This window comes from Nitrincola nitratireducens, assembly GCF_000585235.1.
GTDB lineage: Bacteria > Pseudomonadota > Gammaproteobacteria > Pseudomonadales > Balneatricaceae > Nitrincola > Nitrincola alkalisediminis.
The window spans coordinates 101184-122844 of the sequence record NZ_AONB01000011.1; the positions used below are offsets into that span (position 1 = coordinate 101184).

Sequence of the window (21661 nt, forward strand, 5' to 3'; positions counted from 1 at the left end):
TCGGTTTATATCAGTGGGTTCTGGTTCGTCATCAAACGTCTGGTGGCGGGCCGAATCCTATGACTAAACTGAATGTAGGGCTCTCCATCCAAGCTTAATCTCACTCCCCGTGCATCTGTATCGACACCCCAGCGCTGAGGCTCTAACGTAATAGACGTTAATGCGGCTTTAGGGCTGACAAAGCGGTCGGTTAAGCAGGTCCACTCTTGTAGTTGGTCATAGGCCAGCAAAGCTTGAATGTTTTTGAGTGTCCAGCATGCACCCCCTTCATTTAATGGCGTGATGATACCGGATTGAGATGGTGAGATTAAACGCCGTTCACGTGTAAAGCTTTTACGTACAGATAGATCCGTTGGTATTTTAAAAGAGGGTTTATCGCGGACGTGTGTATTAAAGTCTAGGCTTTCCAATCCTTCAATTAAAAAACTTAAACGCCATTGGCAGCCTTTAATCAGTTGCCACGCGGGCTCCATGCGTTGACGCGAGCCTAGGGTGTAGCGAACAGGGTCGAGCGAGGGTTCTTTAAACAGCGTTAATTGAAGAAACGTGCTTTGGAAGTCAACCAGCACCTCTGGTGTTTCGACGAGGCAGTAGGGGACTTCCCTTCGTAAAAAACTGAGCCAGTCTTTGCGCGTTTCTAAACTTGGCAATACCCTGATTAGCATACAATCCCCACATTGATGTCCTGCAAAAGTATAATGGATGTCATCAGTTGAGTGGACTCTTTTTTAAGGGCTCTTAGCCTAGGCTGGATGTGTAGTCTAGGGTGCAGAGTCGATGTCTGTCGTTAAAGGCATTATTTTGCAACATAATTCATTATAATGACCTTAAGATAGGAAACCTAAAGAGGATTCAACGGTGTTTAAGCGATTGATAGCATTATGTATGTGTGCAGGGATGATGTGCAGTCAAGTTGTCTCGGCTGGGATTTTTAAGGAGGGTGATCAGATCCTCATCCAAACCTCAGTTTGGACGACTCACTATGATCCTGAACCAGATCACAATAATCATCAGAAACTGATTAACCTTGAGTGGTATTTTCCTGAAACGAATGTTGATGCGCTCCCGCGGCCTTCGGGTCGAGATTGGCGTGATGAGGTGCAATGGTTAATCGGGGGAGCAAGTTTCCTCAACTCCTTTGATCAGCGCACAACCTCTCTCTATACGGGAGGACGCTACAATTTTCATGACTCTGGTGACTTAAAAACCTATGGCAAGCTGACAGCGGGTTTAATTCATGGTTACCGAGGTGAGTACCGCGATAAAATTCCGTTCAATCGATTTGGGGTGGCGCCTTCGATACTGCCTGCCTTTGGTGTTGAGTATAATCGGATGAATTTGGAAATGATTCCGTTTGGAACGGCGGGCTTCATGGTGAACGTCGGCTATTATTTTCGTTAAATTGATAGGTATGAATGGATGAGTTGTCAGCTGGATCAGTTGGATTTACACCCGCTGAGAGATGAAATTTACGAAGAACTGCATTCGCGTCCTTTTCAGGTGATTCCTTGTCCTGCGCGAATCACGCATATCGCGTTGTTAGCCAATGCTGAACAAAAGCAATCTCAGTTTCGTCACTTACAGGTGTTGCATCAGCTGTTAGGCTGTGCGGTCCCCGAGCACGAACACAGTTGTTATGAGTTGGTGTGTGGTGATTTGCGTGTCCGCCGTGAAATGCATATGGAGTTTACCTCTTACACCTTTATTAATTTGAATCGAGAAACAGGTGCCCCGGATTTTACACAGACAGGCCTTTCATTATTACCGACGGGTTGGATTGAAGCTCTAGAGGGGCAGGTAGTGGGGGCTTTTCATATTGCCTTAGAGCCTATGACAGATTCAGCCGAGCAAGACTTGCAATTGATCCGACCGTGGTTTGAAGGGATGCGTCTTGTCGGTAGCAGTCCTCAGCAGGGGAGTGCTCGAGTCTGGAGTAGCTTTCGTTTGCACAGTGATGGTTTTGGTCGTTTTACCATTTTGAATCGAGACATGTCAGACAGTCAGGTGGGGCGTTTAACTCAAAGACTCATCGAGATTGAAATTTACCGTCTTATGTCATTGTTAGCTTTGCCGATGGCGCGCAGTATTTCGCCTTCACTTGCGGATATGGATCAAACGCTTGCAGAGTTGACGCAGAGGTTGGCAGACAATGAACAAGTAGATGAGAAGCAAATTCTAGCTGAATTAACGCATATGGCAGCACGCATTGAAGCCTACCGCGCGCATTCAACCTTTCGCTTTTCGGCGACGCGTGCTTACCATCAGTTGGTGCTGACACGGCTTGATGAATTGCGCGAAGATGAACTGTCTGGACACTTGACGATACGTGAGTTTATGACCCGTCGTTTAACACCAGCGGTTAAAACTTGTGAGTCGGTAGGTTACCGATTAGAGGATTTGTCGCGTCGCGTTGATCGTGCGTCAGATATGATGCGAACCCGAGTCGAGCTGTCGATTCAGCATCAGAATCAAGAACTCTTGAGTTCAATGGATAAACGCTCTCAAGTACAGTTGATGATGCAGCATACGGTTGAAGGCTTTTCGGTGGTTGCCATCAGTTACTATCTTGTTGGTTTATTGAAGTATCTCGTGGATGCCTTGTACAACTCAGGCGTAGAGTTTGATAAATCTTTAGTAATCGGTGTGATGATTCCCGTTGTTTTGTTTACGGTATGGTTTAGTATTCGTCGAATTCATCATCATTTTATACATTTAGCAGATAAGCAAGGCAACGAATCATGAGTGTTGAGCAGCGAATAGAAACATTGGTTAAGAGCGGTCTGAGCGTTGAAGGTTTCGTGTTGGAAAATGAAAGCCATATGCACTCTGGACCGGCAAGTGAGAGTCATTTTAAATTGGCTGTGGTGAGTCCTGACTTTGAAGGTTTAAGTAAAGTGCGCCGCCATCAAAAAATTTATGGCTTGGTTGCAGAGCTTATGCAAAACCCTATTCATGCGCTGGCGATGCATCTATACACACCCGATGAGTGGGCCGCTCAAGAAGGTCAGGTTCCGCTGTCGCCAAATTGTATGGGAGGCTCTAAGGCCTAATGTACGTGTAGGTTGACGGCCTGATCTTGAATCAGGCGTTTGCCTTATCGGCTGACGGTGATCGATCTAAACAGATCGAAATACTCTGGAAAGGTTTTGCGTGTGCAGCCAGGGTCGTTAATGGTGATAGGGCTGTACCGAACGCCGCTAGAGAAAAGCACATAGCCATACGATGGTCATCGTAGGTGTCAATGCTGGCAGGCCTGATCTGCTTAGGCGGTGTAATTTCGATAAAATCATCCCCCTCTACAACCTCTGCACCGACTTTACGTAATTCAGTTGCCATCGCATATAAGCGATCTGTTTCTTTAACGCGCCAATTATAAACATTGCGGATACAGGTGGTGCCTGAGGCAAATAAAGCGGTGGTCGCAATGGTCATCGCGGCATCGGGAATGGCGTTTAAATCCAAATCCACGGCCTGCAGGGGACCTGTTTTGCTGACTTCGATCCATGTTGGGCCATAGGTAACATCGGCACCCATTTTGGCGAGCACGTCTGCGAATGCTTTGTCGCCCTGAACACTGTCTGAACCCACGCCATAGACTCGAACCGTCCCGCCCGCAATAGCCGCCGCGGCTAAGAAGTAAGATGCTGAAGAGGCATCCCCCTCTACCATGACTTCGCCGGGGGAGCGGTAGCGTTGACCTGCCTTAATGACAAAACGCTGATAATTATCATTCTCGACAATAACGCCGAAGAGTTGCATACTGTGCAGGGTGATGTCGATATAGGGTTTGGAGACTAATTCTCCGTCAACCTGAATGATGAGGTCTTCTTCGGCCATTGGGGCTGACATAAGAAGCGCCGTTAGGAATTGACTGGAGATATTGCCCCTAATGCTGACGTGTCCTCCTTTGAGGCCACGAGAGTGCAGCGTTAAAGGGGGAAAGCCTTCCTCTTTGAGGTAGGTGACCTCAGCGCCGAGTGGGATAAGCGCATCGACTAAGTCGCGAATGGGGCGTTCATACATTCGTGGTTCGCCCGTTAGGGTGAACTCACCATGCCCTAAGCATAAGGCTGCACATAATGGACGCATGGCCGTTCCGGCATTGCCAAGAAAAAGGTCCAATGCTTGATCTGTATTAAAGGGGCCGCCCGTACCTTGAACCAAGCACGTACGACGATCCGTCGATAATTCATATTGAACACCCAGCAATGCCAGAGCATTCAGCATATGTTTGACATCATCGCTATCAAGCAAGTTTGTAATACGTGTTTCGCCCTCAGCGAGTGCAGCGAGGAGTAGTAATCGGTTAGATAGGCTTTTTGAGCCTGGAAGTTGTACTTCACCGTTCACGAAGGCAAGAGGATTGAGTGTTAAGCTGTCCATGGGTCAGTCATCAAATTATTAGAATTAAAGTTAACATAAACTACCATTAATTCGTTTTTAGCGCGAGTCGCAGTAAAGGTTTGGAGCATAAATGTCGTCTAAGGAGTTTTTAGTGAGTCAGCCTGAGCAATCCCCTTACGATTGGAATTACATCTGGAAAATTGCCTTACTGCACAAAAAAGAGTTGATTCGAGCCAATATTATTGCATTTTTGGCGGCTATTGCCTCTGTACCCTTACCCTTGCTGATGCCTTTATTGGTTGATGAGGTGTTGTTGGAGCAGCCTGGGTTTATTGTTGCGCAAGTGGATCGCATCTTTCCCGATGCTTGGCAAGGGCCTGTTTTATACATTATGGCCGTCTTTGTTATCACGGTTCTGTTAAGAGTTGTGTCCATTGTCCTGAACGTGTGGCAAGCGCGTCAATTTACCATTATTTCAAAGGATCTTATTTTTCGTATTCGAGCATCTTTATTAAATCGGTTGAATCGAATATCAATGGCTGAGTACGAAACTCTGGGAAGTGGTCGCGTTGCTTCTCACTTTATAACCGATCTGGAAACAGTGGACCGGTTTGTGGGTGGTTCAATTAGCAAGTTATTGGTTGCACTCCTGTCCATTATTGGAACAGCGGTGATTTTACTTTGGATGCACTGGCAGCTTGCACTCTTTATTCTTTTTCTGAATCCCTTTGTCATTTGGCTAACGATGCTGATTGGTAAGCGGGTCAAGCATCTCAAAAAACAGGAAAACCAAGCCTATGAAGTCTTTCAGGGGGCATTAACCGAAACCCTCGATGCGATTACGCAAATTCGTGCAAGTAATCGTGAGCGGCATTATCTAATGCGCTTGATCGATAAAGCAAAAGGTGTAAGAGATCATTCTTCACGCTTCGAGTGGCAGTCTGATGCAGCCAGTCGTTTCAGTTTTATGGTGTTTTTAATAGGCTTTGATTTATTTCGTTCGGTCACCATGCTGATGGTTGTTTTTTCAGACCTATCCGTTGGACAAATGATGGCTGTGTTTGGTTATTTGTGGTTCATGATGGGGCCGGTGCAAGAGGTGTTAAGCATTCAATATTCGTGGTTTGGGGCAAAAGCGGCACTGCAGCGAGTGAATAAACTCTTGGATTTGCGTTTGGAGCCGCATTACCCGGCTAATCAGAACCCTTTTATGGAGGGGGTGAGTGTTGGAGTGGAATTAGACAATATCCACTTTAGTTATGTGCCGGGTCAGGAGGTTTTAAAAGGAATTAGCCTGCGGATTCAACCGGGTGAGAAGATTGCGTTGGTAGGAGCCAGTGGTGGGGGTAAGTCTACCCTGATACAAGTGTTGTTGGGACTCTATACACCACAGCAAGGTCAAATCGCGTTTAATGGGGTGCCTGTCACCGAAATAGGCCTTGAATGTGTTCGTGAGCATGTTGTGACCGTGTTGCAGCAGCCCGCATTGTTTAATGGTACCGTCCGAGATAATTTATGCATGGGGCGCAGCTATAATGATGAAAGGCTATGGAAAGCCTTAGGGGTGGCGCAGTTGGACTATTTTGTTGAGCATGAGCTGCCCGATGGTTTAGATACGCTTGTTGGACGACAAGGGGTGCGCTTATCAGGAGGTCAGCGTCAGCGTTTAGCGATTGCTCGAATGGTGCTGGCAGATCCTAAAGTGGTGATTTTGGATGAGGCAACCTCTGCGCTGGATACTGAAACAGAGTATGCTCTGCATAAAGCGATGAAAACCTTTTTAGCAGGGCGTACAACTCTAATCGTGGCACATCGGTTGAGTGCAGTAAAACAGGCTGACCGCGTGTTTGTGTTTGAAGATGGAAAGGTTGCAGAAGAAGGAAATCATGATCAGTTGATGGAACAAAATGGGCTTTATTCACGTCTGTATGGTAAGTATCAACGAAGCTGACTTCAAAAGAGGAGTTGGGTCAGCTAGCATTCATCTTGATTCTAGTAGGATGGATTCATTAGGCATAATAGCCAACATTTCAGTTGGGTAAGGAGAAAAGCAATGAAACGATCAGCAATGATCATCGCCCTAGTGTTAAGCGGTGCAGTGTTAACGGGGTGCGCTCAATCAAGTTTAACGGGCACTAGCTATAGCCGTGGTGAAGCACGTCAAGCGCAATCCGTTCAGATGGGACGGATCGAAACAATTGTGCCTGTTATCATCGAAGGACGTACAGATGGTGTCGTCGGTGCAGGTACAGGTGCGGTGATTGGTGGTATCGCAGGCAGTAATGTCGGTGGTGGCAGTGGCAGTACTATTGCTACAGTCATCGGTGCGGTTGCAGGTGGTATTGCAGGGCAGCGCATTGAAGAAGCGACAAGTCGTCGTCAAGGCTATGAAATTACTGTGCGTTTAGATAACGGTAGTTTAGTGTCTGTGGTGCAAGAAGCGGATAACAACCAACAGTTTAGTCCTGGTCAGCGTGTGCGTGTCCTAGGTCAAGGCAGCACAATGCGTGTGAGCTACTAAGCCGTTGAGGCGTTTAGGTGGATGTCTGTCTCTTTGTATGATAGGCATCCACCCACTGCGATCTATTTTTCTGGAGCGTGGTAATGCAGGTATAAGTCGACTAAGAGTTCAGGGATTTGCTCAGCCATTTCTTCGCTTAGCGCACGATCTTGACGAATTTCAAGCACTTCTTTGTCTTCGAATAAGTCGGAGGCAACCATGATGGGTAGAAGCAATCCAGCAACGGTTTCTTCATCATCACCAAACCAATCTTCTTCACGAAGAAAAACACCTTCCATGAAAGACTGAGCCCAAATGGTGAGTTCGGCTAAATCTTCATCCTCGTCTTCATCGTCCAAATCGAGTGTTAACTCGCAAGGCAGAAGTGTTTCTTGATCGTTGTAAAGGTCATTACCAATGGTGTAATGAAGTTTACGTAGCAGGCCAAGAATGTGGTCTTTTTGAGCATTGGATTCCCACTGTGGTTCAGTGTCGAACAGTAAATCAAGCCATTCTTGTTCAGGGATCTTAACAGGACTGATATTGATGGCACACAAAAGTCCGTGCGTTCCAATAAGATCCAATGCATCTTCAGATACGGCGGAAGAAAAAAGAAATGTTTCGAGTTGGTCAAGTTCAGCTTCAGTAATTAAACCGGTTGTTGCAGAGCTCATCTGTGTAATCCCCATTAGCATGACGGCTTATTCTAACCTGTAATGCGTTAATCTGATACGTTTATAATCTGTATATCAGCTGATCAATTGAGTATCTTGCTCTGTTTTCACTCAGTCTGACATGACCTTCAAATAAAAACAGCTCAGGTTGTAAGTGTCGTTATTGTCGTCATCTAAAACTTACTCCTCACCCCATACATGTGTTGAGTCGCATAGGGGGTGAGGTACAGGGAGAAGTATTGATGCTTAAGCGTCTGTTTTACTGGTTGAAGTGTTTGACGACGATGAGTTCGCTTTACCAAAGGCTTTGTTCAGCACTTCAGACTGGGGGTTCATATCGATTGAGCCGTTGAGCTGCGCACCGTCTTCAAGGCTGATGCGTGGGGAGACAATGCTGCCTTGAATATCAGCACTCTTGCGAATGATGATTTTTTCCGACGCGATTAAATTGCCAGTCACCGTGCCATCAATATAAATAATACGTGCATAAACATCGGCAGACACATTGCCTTGTGTACCAATCGTGACGCAATGATCTTTGATTTCGATTGTGCCTTTGACTCTGCCTTCGATCAACAAGTCTTCCTGACCCTTGACGGTGCCTTCGACCTCGATACTGGAACCAATAGAGGCGTTGTTTTCAGGTCTGATTGTCGGTGGAACGGGCTCGTGTCTAACCACCACGCGAGCCGCTGGCTGAGAGGAGGCCGTTTGGGCGACTGCAGCCGGTTGCGCGGGGCTGGGTTGAGGGGGCGTCTGCTGCGGTGCAGGCTGAGACTGAGCAACGGCCGTAGGTTTGTCAGCCGATGGCTTTTGTACGTTTGTCTGGCTTGGGTTGGTTGACGCGGGTGTGGTCGCTTCACTTTTGTTGGTATACATTGTCAAATCCCTATATTGATCATCGCTCTTTCAGTTGTCGGAGCCTTAGCAACGTTGACTTCAACTGTAATATGAATGGCTATCCATAAACAAGAGACATCCGCGTGGATGTATGAATTTTCCAAAAAGTAGACGATGAAATATAGGGTGTGAGGATCGATGCAAGGATTCCTGACCTTTAGGATGACAATCTCGACGGCTTCGCGGATAATATCGCCCTATGACAGATGACTCCCCACTTTTTAATTCCGCACGCCGACAGCTCGCCGAAGTCTTTGGCTTTAGTCAATTCAGGCCGCCACAAGATGACGTCGTGAATACCCTGCTTGAAGGGCGTGATGTGCTGGTTGTAATGCCAACGGGGGGTGGTAAATCCCTCTGTTATCAATTGCCGTCCTTGGTGCGTTCAGGCACTGGGGTTGTTGTGTCGCCGCTTATTGCACTAATGCAAGATCAAGTCAGTGCCCTGTCTCAGTTGGGTATACGAGCGGGCTGTCTTAACTCCTCTATTCCATTTGAGCAGTTACAGCAGACGGAACAACAGTTGTTACTGGGTGAGTTAGACTTACTCTATGTGGCACCCGAGCGCTTGTTACAGCCAAGAACGCTGGCGTTATTGCAGAGAATGGAGATCGCGTTATTTGCAATAGATGAAGCCCATTGTGTGTCTCAATGGGGGCATGATTTTAGGCCTGAGTATATGCAGCTCGGCCAGTTAGGCCAGTTGTTTCCTAATGTTCCCAGAATTGCGCTAACAGCAACAGCGGATACACGGACGCAAACTGAGATTGTCACGCGTTTGGCCTTGTCCAATGCAAAGCATTTCATTCAAGGTTTTGATCGACCCAATATTCGATATCGAATTGGGCAGAAAGAGAGAGCCCGAGAGCAACTGCTAACGTTTATTCGCTCTGAGCATGAACAGGATGTTGGTGTTGTCTACTGCATGTCCAGAAAGCGTGTGGAGGAAACAGCCGCTTGGTTGTGCGAGAAGGGCTTTAATGCATTGCCATATCATGCAGGGCTCAGTGCCGATATGCGTCAGCATCATCAACACAGATTTCTAACCGAAGACAGTATCATCATGGTGGCAACGATCGCCTTTGGAATGGGCATCGATAAACCCAATGTTCGCTTTGTTGCCCATCTGGATCTTCCTAAGTCAATCGAAGCCTATTACCAAGAAACAGGCCGGGCTGGACGTGATGGTCTCCCTGCTAATGCCTGGATGGTGTATGGTCTTCAGGATGTTTTGTTTTTGCGGCAAATGCTAGAGGCCTCTCAAGCAGAAGATCGATACAAACAGGTTGAAAGACAAAAGTTGGAAGCAATGCTGGGACTGTGTGAAATTACCACCTGTCGTCGTCAAGTGCTTTTGAGCTATTTTGGAGAGTCACATCATCCTCCTTGTGGAAACTGCGATACCTGTTTAGAGCCTGTGCCCGTCTGGGATGGAACCGATGCGGCTCGCAAAGCCTTATCTGCCGTGTATCGAAGTGGTCAGCGCTTTGGCGTTAACCATGTTGTTGATATCCTGTTAGGGCAAGAGACTGAAAAAGTCATACAAAACAATCATCATAAAATCAGTACTTGGGGAATTGGTAAAGACCTTGATCGTAATCAGTGGCGGTCGGTGTTTCGGCAGCTAGTGGCTAGAGGCTATCTTAAGGTGGATGCCGAAGGGCATGGTGTGCTGCTCCTAAATGATAAATGCCGTGCTGTTTTAAAAGGTGAAGAAACCTTGCAGCTTAGAAAAGATCCTCGAACACCTTCCGGCAAGGCAAAAACAGATTACCGAACCGCTGCACGTCGAGAACGCAGCAATCCGGCGATGCGTCGCTTAGACCCTGCTGAAGAGCGTTTGTGGGAAGACCTTCGTGCATTGCGTAAACGTTTGGCGCAAGAGCAAGATGTGCCTCCGTATGTCATTTTCCACGATGCAACCTTGATGGAAATGGTGCTCTACAGGCCCCAGACAGAACAGCAAATGCGCAGCTTAAGCGGAATAGGTGAACGTAAGTTTGCACTTTACGGCGAGGCATTTTTGGATGTGATTGAAGACCATCGCACAGCCCCCACAAGTCAATGGATGCGACCTGTGTGAGATGGCGGTAGCGATGAATTTTGAGTTGGTTGGTCTATTTGTAAGCGCGTTTCTTTCGGCAACGCTCTTGCCTGGCGGCTCAGAAGCTTTGCTGGCGTGGTTGGTGTCGCAAGGTCAGCAATCGTTGATACTGTTATTGTTGAGCGCGACCTTGGGTAATGTGCTGGGTAGCATGGTGACATTTGGCATGGGAGCATGGTTAAAAACACGTTATCCCTTAAAACAATTAGACAAACCAAATCAACAACGTGCGCGCTATTGGATCGAGCGCTATGGCGCGTTTGCCTTGTTGCTGGCGTGGTTGCCTATTGTAGGTGATCCCTTGTGCTTTGTCGCAGGTTGGTTAGGTGTGAACTGGCGATGGAGTTTGTTGACAATCAGTATTGGCAAAGCCGTGCGTTATAGTGTGATTGCCGGGTTGTTTCTTTAAGCCGTCACCAGTCACAAAGTGATCACTCAGTTTCACTCTTTCCTAGTCGTGCATCAATGAGTAAATTACGAGGGGTGAGCTGTCGTTCGCAGAAGGTCCCCCATTGAACCTCATACCCTTGTTCCTCCAGCAACAGCACATAATCCAGAACCAGCCAAATTTCGAGTGGACGCCTAAAAAGATGGCGTAGCAGTTCGTATCGCCGTAAAGTCTTTGCTCTGGCTTTCCCTCTTTCTTCCCAAGTTTTCCAATGACACGGATTGGTTAGCGGACGCTGAATTGTGTCTAAAGCCCAACGACAAAATCCCTCAAAATCACCCTGAACCAGATGGTTAGGTGCAGACGGGAGAGGGGAGATCGGTTCCAACGGCCAAAGGTGTCGTCGTAGCTCGTCAAAACCGAGCCTCCAATCGGTCATCTGAAGGCGTTGAAGTGTAACCCGTTGGGGGGCTGTAACGGTTTCTTGAACCGCTAAACGGAGTGTGGAGAACTCAACAGGTATGAGCGAGCTTGTTCGTGCTCGTTGTGATAGGGGCTGCCATTGTTTATGTTGACTTAAGTGATAGCAGCAGGGGGATAGGCTGATGCGCTTGGACTTGATATTAGCAGCATGGCTGAGTAAGTGGCGGTGCAAGTCGCCGCAGGCATGTAAGGCTACGACATGGGCATCAATGGGTAAATGCAGTGAAGGGCTCATGACATCTTGGTGACGTAACTCAACAGCATCACGATATTTCTTAGCTGTCTTGTTACCTTTTTCGACGAGCGTAGGATTCCACTCCAATCCGACAACGTGACACACGTGCGGCGCCAATGTTCTGGCAAGATGGCCGCAACCGCAGCACCAGTCAACAATTGAATGGGGTAGCGGGAGAAGCGCACCTGTAAACGCACCGGCTTGGAGTCGTTTGCGACCGGGCATTCCACTCGCCTTTACTTCAGGTAGAGCCATTGATGGCCCCTCTAATACAGGTGTTTGTGACAGCCATATTGCTTCACCGAGAGATGGCAGGGCATGCTGTATGTGTTGTGTTAGCTCGATAGGGTGGGTTTCGAAGAAGGTGCATTGCTGATCGGTTAATTCTTGCAGTGCACTGGATAACTCAAGGTGCTTAAGCGCCCAGTCAGGTTGAGGTTGGTAAAAGGGTGCTTGATGCCAGAGTTCACGATGAGCAACAAGCCATGTATCGAGCGTTTGCCAGTGCTCAAAAAGGCCTTTAAAAGAATGAGGGAATGTCTGCATCGTGTCCTGCGCGTAAAAAGAGTATGCTTAGCTAAAAATAACATCAGGTATTAAACGGGTTTGTTTGCTTAAAACAAAGGAAATATACCATGAATCGCCCTGCAATGATGCGTTACGCTCGGTCGTTGCTGTTGTTAACGCTGTTATTGATTGTTCTGTTAAATGTTTGGTTCTCTAGGGTTAGGGAAGAGGGGTGGCGGCAACCCGTAATCGCTTGGATTTATCCCATTAATGCCGATGGATCTGAGTTAACGCAAGATTGGATTGATGGTTTAACACTTGATGCCTTTGATGAGATGGAGCGTTTTTTTAATCGGGAAGCCCGTCGTTATCGCTTGCCTTTAGAGCGCCCCATTCAACTGCAATTGGTTGACCAAATTCATGCGGTTCCACCGGATATTCCGCAAGAGCCGAGTATTTTAGAGGGGGTTATTTGGGCGCTACGCATGCGTTACTGGGCTTGGAAGTATGATGACAGTGAGCGAGAGTCCGATACTATACGCATTTTTATTCGCTTTTACTCCCCAGAAAATCCTAGGCCTATGCAACACTCGCTGGGATTGCAGAAAGGGATGATTGGAGTCGTGAACGGCTATGCGGGTCAAGAACACTTAGGTCGCAATCAGTTGGTGGCAGCCCATGAGTTGTTGCATAGCTTAGGGGCGACGGATAAATATGACATGGATACCCTGGCCCCCGTCTGGCCGGACGGCTATGCAGATCCAACACAGTATCCTTTATACCCGCAGACACGAGCCGAGATTATGAGCGGTCGTCTGCAGTTAGCGCCTGGCTGGCTGATGCTACCGCCCAGTCTAGAATACGCTATGATTGGAGCTGCAACCGCAATCGAAATTGGCTGGTTAGCGCCTCATCATGAGGCTGATCATGAGCAACGGTAATCAATTTAAGCATGAGTTGAAGATGCGTTTAGTCAATAAAAAGAGTACAGCATGATCACTGATCTTAAACAAAAGCGGTTTTGCAAAGGAACATCCTCATTTGTGCTCGTTTTGTTGGCCGTCATTATTTTGTTAGTGGGCATCGCCAACTACAGTATATTGGTTTGGTCGCAAGCTCGAATTATTGAGCATGAAGCAACGAGGGTTGCAGAAGTGGTGACCAGTCACGCGCTCAGTGCGCGCAGTGTGTACTCCACTCAATTATCTGAAGTGCCCATGCATTTTTCTGAACTCCCCATCCCTTCGGAGTTTTTAAAATTAGTGGCCCGCGATGTCAGTGCCAATAATATGGCTTCTTATAGCTATACTCCGTTGAGTCTCTGGAATTTAGACTCAAATCAGGCTTATCTGATGATTTTCAGTATTGGGCTTGGGAACAGCTTAAAACACAAGATCAGGATAACCCTACAGCGCCTATCGATTGGCAGCCAGTCAAGCGCTTTGAGCGAATTGATGGTGTTAAAACCTTGCGTTACATGGTGGCTGATGGCGCGAATTCAGAAAGCTGTGTGAGTTGTCATAATGCCTATGAGCAGCGTAAAGATATCATTGATAGACGAGTCGGAGCCGGTGTGGAACCCGGTAAACAGTGGCAGCAGTACCAATTAATGGGGGCTTTAGAGATACAAGTGTCGGTGGACAAAATAGAAGCGCTCGCATCGAGCCAATCTAAACTGACCTTGTTGTTGGTATTGATTGCCTCCGCTGGCGGTGTGTTGCTGGTAGGATTAATTATTTGGCGTGATTTGCAAAAGGAAAAAGAAACCTCAGCATTTTTTGAACAAGAAGCGAGTTTTGATCCACTGACGCGTTTGCTGAACCGATCAGGTATGGAACGCTCTGCGGAAGCCGCACTGCAAAAGTCTCAAGCAATGGGAGCGGGCTTAAGCGTTTTATTCATCGATTTGGATGGTTTTAAACCTGTTAACGATACCTACGGACATGACGTGGGAGATGAGTTGTTAATCATCATCGCTACACGCTTGAAAGCAATTGTTCGAGAGTCGGATATCGTGGCCCGCATGGGAGGAGATGAGTTTCTGATTCTTATGGAAGAGTCGCCTGAGTCTGAGCGTTGTCATGAAGTGGCACGTCAGCTTATTTCGTTATTGAGTCAACCGATCCTTATTCGTCAGCATCCGGTCACGGTGTCTGCCAGTATTGGGATAAGTCGTTCCCCAGAAAATGGCCTTGAGTTAAGTGAGCTGATTCGCAAGGCCGATCAGGCAATGTATGAGGCAAAGTCTAAGGGGCGGGCGAATTATGTCTGCTACACAGAGGCTGTTTAAACAATAAACAGCCATGTATACTAGTCCATCATTTTGTCCTCCAATGAATTTTGATGTGTTCCACTCTAGGGAGCACGTTTACGCATGATCCGGTAATTCGATGACTAGCCCAGATACTGACTTGACCCATTCCGTGAATTTAGAAGATAAAAAAATCAAAACGCGCTTAAACAAGCTTCAAAAGCGTTTGCGTCGTGAAGTGGGGCAGGCCATTGAAGCCTTCAACATGATAGAGGATGGTGACAAAGTCATGGTCTGCTTGTCGGGAGGCAAAGACTCCTACGCCATGCTCGACATTCTGATGAACTTGCAAAAAAGTGCGCCGATTCATTTTGAGTTAGTTGCCGTTAACCTCGATCAAAAGCAGCCGGGCTTTCCGGAACATGTGTTGCCAGAATACTTATCGGGTCTGGGCATTCCTTTTCATATTGTTGAACGAGATACCTATTCCGTCGTTAAGTCTGTTGTACCCGAAGGTAAAACCACTTGTGCGTTATGCTCTCGTCTTCGTCGCGGAACCCTATATGGTTTTGCTGAAGAGATTGGCGCGAATAAAATAGCCTTGGGGCATCATCGTGATGACATACTGGAAACCTTTTTCTTGAATATGTTTTACGGTGGTAAATTAAAATCCATGCCGCCTAAGCTGGTATCGGATGATGGCAAAAATATGGTTATCCGGCCGCTTGCTTACGCGCGCGAAAAAGACATAGAAGCCTATGCCGAGCTTAAAGGCTTTCCGATTATTCCCTGTAATCTTTGCGGATCGCAAGAGAACCTGCAACGTCAAGTGATTAAGGAAATGTTGCAGAGTTGGGATAAGCTCTATCCTGGTCGTATTGAAACCATGTTCAGGTCCTTGTGTAATGTTGTCCCATCGCATCTGGCAGATCCGGCCTTGTTTGATTTTAAGAACCTACAGCGAGGTTACGCGCATGGCATAGTGGATGATGAAGATGCGTGTGCGACTTCACCCTCCAGTGTTCAGTTCATGGAGCGTATCGATATTCTTTCGTTGTAAGGGCTAAATCAACGCCGTACTCATTGATGGGCCTTGTTCGAGTAAGTGTTTTAAGCGTGCGACTCCTTCTGCAAAGATAGAAAAATCCCTTGGAGGGGTCACGCATATTCGCACAGACTGCGGGGCTGGATATGAACCCACACAAAAAGGCTCAGGACCGATCAGAGTAACCCCACGTTGGTTGGCCTCTTCAACAAACTGTGACGCTCTCCAGTCTTCAGGTAGATTAAGCCATGCATGAAAACCAAACTCATGCGAGCGTAAGTCGTAGTCCTTAAACTGCTGGCGTAAATGCTGTTGGCGATGTTTCACTTCTTGCCATTGCCAGTCAATCAATTGATCGGCTCCTCCCATGTCAATCCATTCACAAATAACAGACCCCATTAGTCCGGCTATCCCCCAGCACTGCGCACGTAATGCACTCGAGAGCTTTGGCATTAGGGGGGATGGCGCACGCAGGGCGCCGAATCTGAGGCCTCCGTCGAGGATTTTTGACACACTGAAAATATACAGGCTTCGCTCAGGGGCTAATTCAAAAAAGGGCGTACCTCTGTGACTTGCGGGCACAAACTGAACACCGTCTTCAAGTATGAGCAAGTCATGACGTCTCGCAACCTCGACGAGATCAATGCGTCGCTCTTCACTCATCATTTCGCAGCTGGGATTGTTGTACTCAGCCATCAAGTACAGCAAGCGAATTTTTTGCTGTTGGCAGATACGGTCTAAGGATTCGGGCCGAATCCCTTGGGCATCGGAACTGACATTGATGTGTTTTAAGCCCAGCTGTTTTGCGGCGGCAATCATACCGGGGTAGGTGATATTAGCCGAGGCAACGGCCTCTCCAGGGCGAACAAATGTCTGAAGAGCCAAGTAATCGGCATGCTGTCCACCCTCTGTTAAGAGCAGTTCCTGTGCATCGACTCGTAATCCTTGAGCATTCATCCAGTGGGCAAGGCGTTGACGGTGGGTAAGGTTTCCTTGCTCGGGTTGATAGACAATCGCATTTTCTGTTTCGGCATGATGACTGGATAGGCGCAATAAAATCTGTCGAAGCTGCTCACCCCGTAAAGATGAGGGGATTGGAGTGCTTAGGGATAAATCGATACTGTCAGCTAAGGCTTTTGATAAGTGATGAAAATTGGGTAAGTCGACCTGTTGTCCGCGAATTCGTGTTCCGCTGCCAACTTTTGCTTCCGTTAACCCCCTGCGCTCTGCTTCTCGATAGGCTCGGGTGACGGTACCAAGGGTAATTTGCAATGCATCCGCAAGAAGACGTTGCGGGGGCAATGTATCACCTGCTTTCAGCGTTCCATTAGCAATATCGGCCGCTAATTGATTGACCAATGAAAGATAGAGTACGCCTGAGGATTTATCGAGGATGGGAAGCCAATGACAGCGTTGACGTGCTTTTTTTTGAAGCAATGCTTTGGTTTCAGATGTTGGTGCCATTCAATTGTCGCCCTTACATTGAATTGTAGTCATGACAACTTAAACATTGATGTCATTGTGTGTTCGGATTAAGGTAATTGTATCGCTTATCGGGCGTCTATTTCAATAATTGTATGATTACAATTTAAGGGGGAGGTATGTTTTCACATCTGACGGATTGGGCCGTATTTTTATTACCAGTGATGCTGTTTTCATTGAGCATGTCAGCAACACCTGGCCCTAACAATGTGATGTTAACCGCATCTGGAGCTAATTTTGGCTTTGTTCGCAGCTTGCCTCATATGTTCGGTATTACCATCGGAGTTATGCTGTTGATGGCCATGGTGATGCTGGGCTTAGGCGTTATTTTTGAGCGTTTTCCATTTTTCCAGACGTTGATTAAAGTTGCAGGTAGTGTGTATTTAGTATGGTTGGGTTGGAAGATTGCAATATCACCTCCGCCTCAATTGGAAAATGCAGACGGAAAACGTCCATTCTCTTTTTTTCAGGCAGCCGCTTTTCAGTTTGTAAATCCGAAAGCTTGGATGATGGCTATTTCTGCGATTGGCCTTTTTACCTTAACCGGAGATGATTTTATGTTGTCATCTTTCATGATCATCCTAGCAATGGGAATTGTGAATTTTCCGGCGATTGCTTGCTGGGCAGGCTTTGGTGTTGCAATCGGACGTTTATTAAAAACGCCAACACATTGGACGGTTTTTAATCGTTTTATGGGAGGGTTAACCGCCTCCTGTGTTGTCATGATTTTGATATGAAGAGTGCAGTTAGTTATTGCTTAAGAGATTTAGCCGAGGCGGGACAGTGCCCGTCTCGGTTAGGAAACACCTTTACTCAACGTTATGGTAGACGTTTTGTACATCATCTAGATCATTGAGAAGATCTAAAAAGCGCTCAAACATGGGTTGATCTTCATCGTTGATGGCCGTTGTGGTTTGTGCCAGGAATTGAATCGTATCGACCTCGAAGTCAATCTCGCCAAGGTTTTCAACCAAGGCTTGTTTGGCTTTTGCGTATTCGGTATGCGGTGTAAATACAGTGATCATGTCGTTTTCATTTTCGATGTCCGTGACATCGACATCGGCACTCATTAAGGCTTCAAGAATGGCTTCTTCATCGCTGCCTTTAAATGCCAAAATTGCACAGTGGTCAAACATGTGGCTAACACTGCCTTGTGTACCAATTTTGCATTTAGTCTTGGTAAAGCAGTGGCGTACATCACCAAAAGTGCGGTTCGGGTTGTCCGTTAGGCATTCGATAATCACCATGCAGTTACCGGGACCAAAGCCTTCGTAGCGGGCAACTGAGAAGTCTTCACCGCCTGATCCCTTGGCTTTATCTATGGCTTTTTCAATGACGTGAGCGGGAACTTGGTCTTTTTTAGCACGTTCAATGAGGCCTCTTAAGGCGAGATTACCACTGGGATCGGTTCCGCCTGATTTAGCGGATACGTAGATCTCACGTGCGTACTTGCTATAGACCTTGGTTTTTTGATCGGCCGTTTTGGCCATGGATTCTTTACGGTTCTGATAAGCGCGACCCATACTGGAGCCCTATTCTTCAAAAAAAACACTAATCTTACCCTCAAACTCGGGAGAGGGCTATTCCCTTTAATCGTCAAAAATAAAAAAGCCGAAACGATGCGATCATGGGAGGCACCGTTTCGGCTTTTATGAACCTAGGGCGTTTAGAAACGACTAGGACTGAAAGGAGCCATGTCAATTGGAGTTGGCTCGCCGTGCATCATGTCGCTCAGTAAGCGGCCTGTTGCAGGGCCTAATGTGAAGCCTTGATGACCATGTCCAAATGCAAACCAAAGATTCTGATGTTTAGGAGCAGGGCCAATCACCGGTTTCATATCGGGGATACAAGGTCTTGCGCCCTTCCAAGGGAGAGCTTCCACTCGGTTGCCAATTGGATATAAGGTTTTGGCCACTTTTTCGGCTGCATCAAGTTGTCCTGTGCTGGCTGGAGCTTCTAAATCGGCTAGCTCTGCGCCAGTTGTCATGCGTACACCGGCCTTCATGGGTTCGAGCAGGTAGCCTTTTTCAGCATCCATTAGCCAGTACTTTAAGGGTTTTCCTTGAGGCTGGTTATAGTGAACGTGGTAGCCACGTTTCACGAACAGGGGCAAGTCATAGTCTAAAGTTTTTAAGAGGTCTTTTGACCAAGGGCCGAGAGCAATGACAACGTCATCGGCTTCGTGGCTGCCTTCACTTGTATTAACGGTCCATCCTGTTGCTGTTTTTTGAACACCTTTTAGCTCGGCCAGTTCAAAGCGTCCACCCATGGCTTCAAAGGATTTAGCATAGGCTTGTACCAGATCGCCCGGAGATTCTACCGTCCATGAGTTTAGCCAGTGAATCGCGCCGACAATGTCTGACGATAAGCCAGGTTGCACTTGGTCAAGTTCTGCACGATTGAGGCGTTTGAATTCGACACCATATAGGCGCTCGGCATCTAGGGCTTCTTTCTCGCGGCGATCCAGTTCTTTTGGTGTTCTGTAGAGTTCAAGCCAACCCTCTTTTTTGACAAGATGGTCTGCACCTGAGGCTTCAATCATAGGAGCATGTTCATCCGTTGATAACGAAATAATCGAAGCGTACTGTGGGACAATTTTTTTATAACGGCTTGGAAAAGAGTTCAGCCAGTAACTAAAGAGTGGGCTAACAGCAGCGACCATTCCAGCGGGGCGGTAGCGGATATCAATGCTACGATTGGGCAGAACACGCAATAGTGTTTTGAGGTCATGTGGAAATGCGTAAGGCGCAATTGCTTCGCGCTGAATAATACCTGCATTGCCAAAGGAGGTTTCTTGTCCGGGGGGGCGTCTATCGATCAATAAGACGGAGCGGCCTCGTTTTGCAAGATGCCAAGCAACGCTAACTCCAACCATTCCTGCACCGAGAACGATGGTATTTCCGGACATATGAACTCTCCTTAACTAAAAGCCTGCCCCATTGATTGGGAAGATGCGTTAAAAAATAGGCGTCAATCGACGATGTAATACATTCTAGCAGAGCTTTTTTGAATTTCCTGTATTCGTAGATATGTTCGTTTTAAAATTCTAATTGGTCCATTTTTGCGAGAATTATTTCCTGAATAAATATCTAAATGTCAGAAAAAATCCTGTTTTTTAAAGAGGGTCTGAGCGGGTTGATATAGGAAGGAGGTAGTGATGCTCAGTGCTCTAAAACGAAAGCGCATCTTGTCGTCGGTAAGCCAACGTATAAGAGGCGCTTTACAGTGAAAAAGCGACGAGTTTATTCAGAGTAAATGAGGCTGGTTCAGTAGGTTCATTCGGTTTAAATACGGAGACAACGCGAATCCAAGTGTTTGGCTAAGTAGCTTTGCTTGTTGTTTCAATTGCTTTTGACTTTGCGTATCACGTTGCTTTCCGGCAAAGACTATCCAGTTGCCTTCTTGCGTTGTACAGGTGCGAATATCATCAAAAAGACCTGCAAGCTCGGTGAGTAAGGTTTCTCCTTTGTGCTCTTTCCAGCAGTTTAAGACAAGCCAGCCTTTAGGTTTTAATCGCTCGTAGCATTCATGTAAGTAGGCTGGGTCATGTTGTTGCTCATCTACCCCATTTTCATCGTAAATATCACTAAAAATAATGTCAGCTGGCTTAGATTCAATGCAGTCCAGATAGGATTTTGCATCCATATGGTGTGTTTGAATGCGCTTGCCACGTGGCAGTTGAAAATAACGATGGGCCACATCAATCACTTCGCGTCTTAGCTCGACAATTTGCTGGACCGACTCGGGGAAATGAAAATGGAGGCATGAGTTAAGCGTGCCAGCCCCTAGTCCTAGACTGATGATGCGTTTGGGTTCGGTTAAAAGAAGCACTAAACACATGGCGCGAATATAGTCGAGTTGGGGGAGGTGGGGCTCGGATTTTAACCAACAGCTCTGCTCGTCACCTTCACCAAATGATAGGTAGCGTTTGGTGCCATCATCAATTACAAGAACAGGGCCATACTCATCATAACCGCGATAAATTTCTTTTCCATCAAGTAACATATTTAGACCTTTTGCGCGAAGTGCGAGCTTCGTATGTATGTAATTGAGATAATGTTCGTGCAACCATCATCAGATAAGATTAACACACAGATTTACTGGATAACTATGGATAAGGCTCTCAAATGTGCCCAGTCAAGGTTGACCTCTCCACCCATTAATTGTTTAAATGCGCGTTTTACAATAAGGAAGTCGTCGTTGCTTCATGGATGAGCACTCTCTTTTTTGCTGAGCCTAATTGCTGTCAGCCCTGCTTTTCCATGAGCATCAGTCCTGCTAAACAGTAGGTTACATTGATGTATTCACAAAAAAACCGCTTACTCGCCATCGATACACCTCTCGGTGAAGACGCTTTTTTATTGACTCGAATAGAAGGCGAAGAGGCGATGTCGAGCCTCTTTTCATTCGAAATCGAACTCTACTCCGAACGCGCATCGGTGAAAGCCGCCGACATTGTCGGCCAAAATGTCACGCTTAAAATCATGCAGACCGATGAGGAGGGGCTAAAAACAGATGCCTACACCTTTATCAATGCCCATGTTCGACGCTTTCGGGAAGAGGGTCAGCAACTCCAACATCTGCGCAGTTATCGGGCAGATGTGGTGCCTTGGCTCTGGTTTTTAACGCAAACCAGTGACTCAAAAATATTCCAAAATAAAGACATACGTCAGATTGCCAGTGAGGTCTTTGCGGACAATGGCTTTAATGATGTTGAGTTTCGCTTATTCGGCCAACACCCAGTACGG

21 protein-coding genes and 1 pseudogene are annotated in these 21661 nt (G+C 46.9%); 13 read left to right on the forward strand and 9 right to left on the reverse strand.

All coding sequences use genetic code 11. The features are described from left to right. Positions 1 to 5: 5 nt before the first annotated feature. Positions 6 to 665, reverse strand: a complete 660-nt coding sequence (locus tag D791_RS10835; protein ID WP_036511452.1) for a hypothetical protein — start codon at positions 663 to 665, stop codon at positions 6 to 8. A gap of 232 nt (positions 666 to 897) precedes the next feature. Between D791_RS10835 and D791_RS10840 the strand changes: the two genes are divergently transcribed. Genes D791_RS10840 through D791_RS10850 form a run of 3 tightly spaced genes read left to right on the forward strand, consistent with a single transcriptional unit; the run spans position 898 to position 3050 of the window. Then, the gene (locus D791_RS10840) at positions 898 to 1401 is read left to right on the forward strand and encodes a hypothetical protein (protein WP_237748610.1); all 504 of its coding nucleotides are present in this window, start codon (positions 898 to 900) and stop codon (positions 1399 to 1401) included. An 18-nt stretch (positions 1402 to 1419) separates the two neighbouring features. Continuing rightward, positions 1420 to 2742: a DUF3422 family protein gene (locus D791_RS10845; protein ID WP_036511456.1), complete on the forward strand. Its 1323-nt coding sequence runs from the start codon at positions 1420 to 1422 to the stop codon at positions 2740 to 2742. After that, a complete protein-coding gene (locus D791_RS10850; protein ID WP_036511459.1) occupies positions 2739 to 3050 on the forward strand; it encodes a BolA family protein in 312 nt (103 codons plus the stop codon). Before D791_RS10845 ends, D791_RS10850 begins: the two co-directional genes overlap by 4 nt. A 44-nt stretch (positions 3051 to 3094) precedes the next feature. Here the strand turns inward: D791_RS10850 and aroA are convergent. Next, positions 3095 to 4383 (reverse strand): annotated as a pseudogene (gene aroA / locus D791_RS10855) (3-phosphoshikimate 1-carboxyvinyltransferase). Positions 4384 to 4474: 91 nt separating this feature from the next. On the opposite strand from aroA, the gene D791_RS10860 reads away from it, so the two are divergent. Together D791_RS10860 and D791_RS10865 are read left to right on the forward strand one after the other, a co-directional pair. Next, positions 4475 to 6295, forward strand: coding sequence for an ABC transporter ATP-binding protein (locus D791_RS10860; protein WP_051514427.1), 1821 nt, complete (start codon positions 4475 to 4477; stop codon positions 6293 to 6295). A 102-nt stretch (positions 6296 to 6397) separates the two neighbouring features. Further along, positions 6398 to 6865 (forward strand): outer membrane lipoprotein, encoded by a 468-nt coding sequence (locus D791_RS10865; RefSeq protein ID WP_036511465.1) that lies wholly within the window; start codon positions 6398 to 6400, stop codon positions 6863 to 6865. Between the two features lie 62 nt (positions 6866 to 6927). Here D791_RS10865 and D791_RS10870 read toward each other — a convergent pair whose 3' ends face one another. Both D791_RS10870 and D791_RS18985 read right to left on the reverse strand, forming a co-directional pair. Further along, positions 6928 to 7518 (reverse strand): YecA/YgfB family protein, encoded by a 591-nt coding sequence (locus D791_RS10870; protein ID WP_051514428.1) that lies wholly within the window; start codon positions 7516 to 7518, stop codon positions 6928 to 6930. 246 nt (positions 7519 to 7764) lie between these two features. Continuing rightward, positions 7765 to 8397 carry a bactofilin family protein gene (locus D791_RS18985; RefSeq protein WP_051514429.1) on the reverse strand — a complete coding sequence of 211 codons (633 nt, stop codon included), beginning with the start codon at positions 8395 to 8397 and terminating at the stop codon, positions 7765 to 7767. A 220-nt stretch (positions 8398 to 8617) separates the two neighbouring features. Here D791_RS18985 and recQ point away from each other — a divergent pair, with 220 nt between their 5' ends. Continuing rightward, positions 8618 to 10501, forward strand: coding sequence for a DNA helicase RecQ (gene recQ / locus D791_RS10880; protein WP_036511468.1), 1884 nt, complete (start codon positions 8618 to 8620; stop codon positions 10499 to 10501). Between the two features lie 13 nt (positions 10502 to 10514). Further along, positions 10515 to 10931, forward strand: coding sequence for a YqaA family protein (locus D791_RS10885; RefSeq protein WP_089503631.1), 417 nt, complete (start codon positions 10515 to 10517; stop codon positions 10929 to 10931). 22 nt (positions 10932 to 10953) lie between these two features. Here the strand turns inward: D791_RS10885 and D791_RS10890 are convergent, their stop codons facing one another. Continuing rightward, a complete protein-coding gene (locus D791_RS10890; RefSeq protein ID WP_036511474.1) occupies positions 10954 to 12174 on the reverse strand; it encodes a methyltransferase in 1221 nt (406 codons plus the stop codon). A gap of 89 nt (positions 12175 to 12263) precedes the next feature. Between D791_RS10890 and D791_RS10895 the strand changes: the two genes are divergently transcribed. The 4 genes from D791_RS10895 to ttcA all read left to right on the forward strand — a co-directional run bounded on the left by D791_RS10895 (position 12264) and on the right by ttcA (position 15446). Beyond that, on the forward strand, positions 12264 to 13076 hold the full coding sequence (locus D791_RS10895; protein WP_051514430.1) for a hypothetical protein: 813 nt from the start codon (positions 12264 to 12266) through the stop codon (positions 13074 to 13076). Between the two features lie 51 nt (positions 13077 to 13127). Further along, positions 13128 to 13649, forward strand: coding sequence for a hypothetical protein (locus tag D791_RS10900; protein WP_036511477.1), 522 nt, complete (start codon positions 13128 to 13130; stop codon positions 13647 to 13649). Next, complete coding sequence (locus D791_RS18990) at positions 13553 to 14425, forward strand: diguanylate cyclase domain-containing protein (RefSeq protein WP_337588633.1); 873 nt, start codon at positions 13553 to 13555, stop codon at positions 14423 to 14425. The genes D791_RS10900 and D791_RS18990 overlap by 97 nt, the downstream gene beginning before the upstream one ends. A gap of 100 nt (positions 14426 to 14525) precedes the next feature. Next, positions 14526 to 15446: a tRNA 2-thiocytidine(32) synthetase TtcA gene (ttcA, locus tag D791_RS10910; RefSeq protein WP_036511479.1), complete on the forward strand. Its 921-nt coding sequence runs from the start codon at positions 14526 to 14528 to the stop codon at positions 15444 to 15446. Positions 15447 to 15449: 3 nt separating this feature from the next. Here ttcA and D791_RS10915 read toward each other — a convergent pair whose 3' ends face one another. Then, positions 15450 to 16895, reverse strand: coding sequence for an aminotransferase-like domain-containing protein (locus tag D791_RS10915; protein ID WP_051514432.1), 1446 nt, complete (start codon positions 16893 to 16895; stop codon positions 15450 to 15452). Between the two features lie 137 nt (positions 16896 to 17032). Here D791_RS10915 and D791_RS10920 point away from each other — a divergent pair, with 137 nt between their 5' ends. Continuing rightward, positions 17033 to 17650 carry a LysE family translocator gene (locus tag D791_RS10920; protein ID WP_193364999.1) on the forward strand — a complete coding sequence of 206 codons (618 nt, stop codon included), beginning with the start codon at positions 17033 to 17035 and terminating at the stop codon, positions 17648 to 17650. 72 nt (positions 17651 to 17722) lie between these two features. On the opposite strand, the gene D791_RS10925 is transcribed toward D791_RS10920, so the two are convergent. The 3 genes from D791_RS10925 to D791_RS10935 all read right to left on the reverse strand — a co-directional run bounded on the left by D791_RS10925 (position 17723) and on the right by D791_RS10935 (position 20918). Then, a complete protein-coding gene (locus tag D791_RS10925) occupies positions 17723 to 18436 on the reverse strand; it encodes a YebC/PmpR family DNA-binding transcriptional regulator (protein WP_036511482.1) in 714 nt (237 codons plus the stop codon). A 143-nt stretch (positions 18437 to 18579) separates the two neighbouring features. Further along, a complete protein-coding gene (locus D791_RS10930; RefSeq protein WP_036511485.1) occupies positions 18580 to 19821 on the reverse strand; it encodes an NAD(P)/FAD-dependent oxidoreductase in 1242 nt (413 codons plus the stop codon). A gap of 338 nt (positions 19822 to 20159) precedes the next feature. Beyond that, positions 20160 to 20918, reverse strand: coding sequence for a spermidine synthase (locus D791_RS10935; RefSeq protein WP_036511488.1), 759 nt, complete (start codon positions 20916 to 20918; stop codon positions 20160 to 20162). 293 nt (positions 20919 to 21211) lie between these two features. On the opposite strand from D791_RS10935, the gene D791_RS10940 reads away from it, so the two are divergent. Then, on the forward strand, positions 21212 to 21661 hold a 450-nt coding region (locus D791_RS10940), incomplete at its 3' end, for a contractile injection system protein, VgrG/Pvc8 family (RefSeq protein ID WP_036510605.1).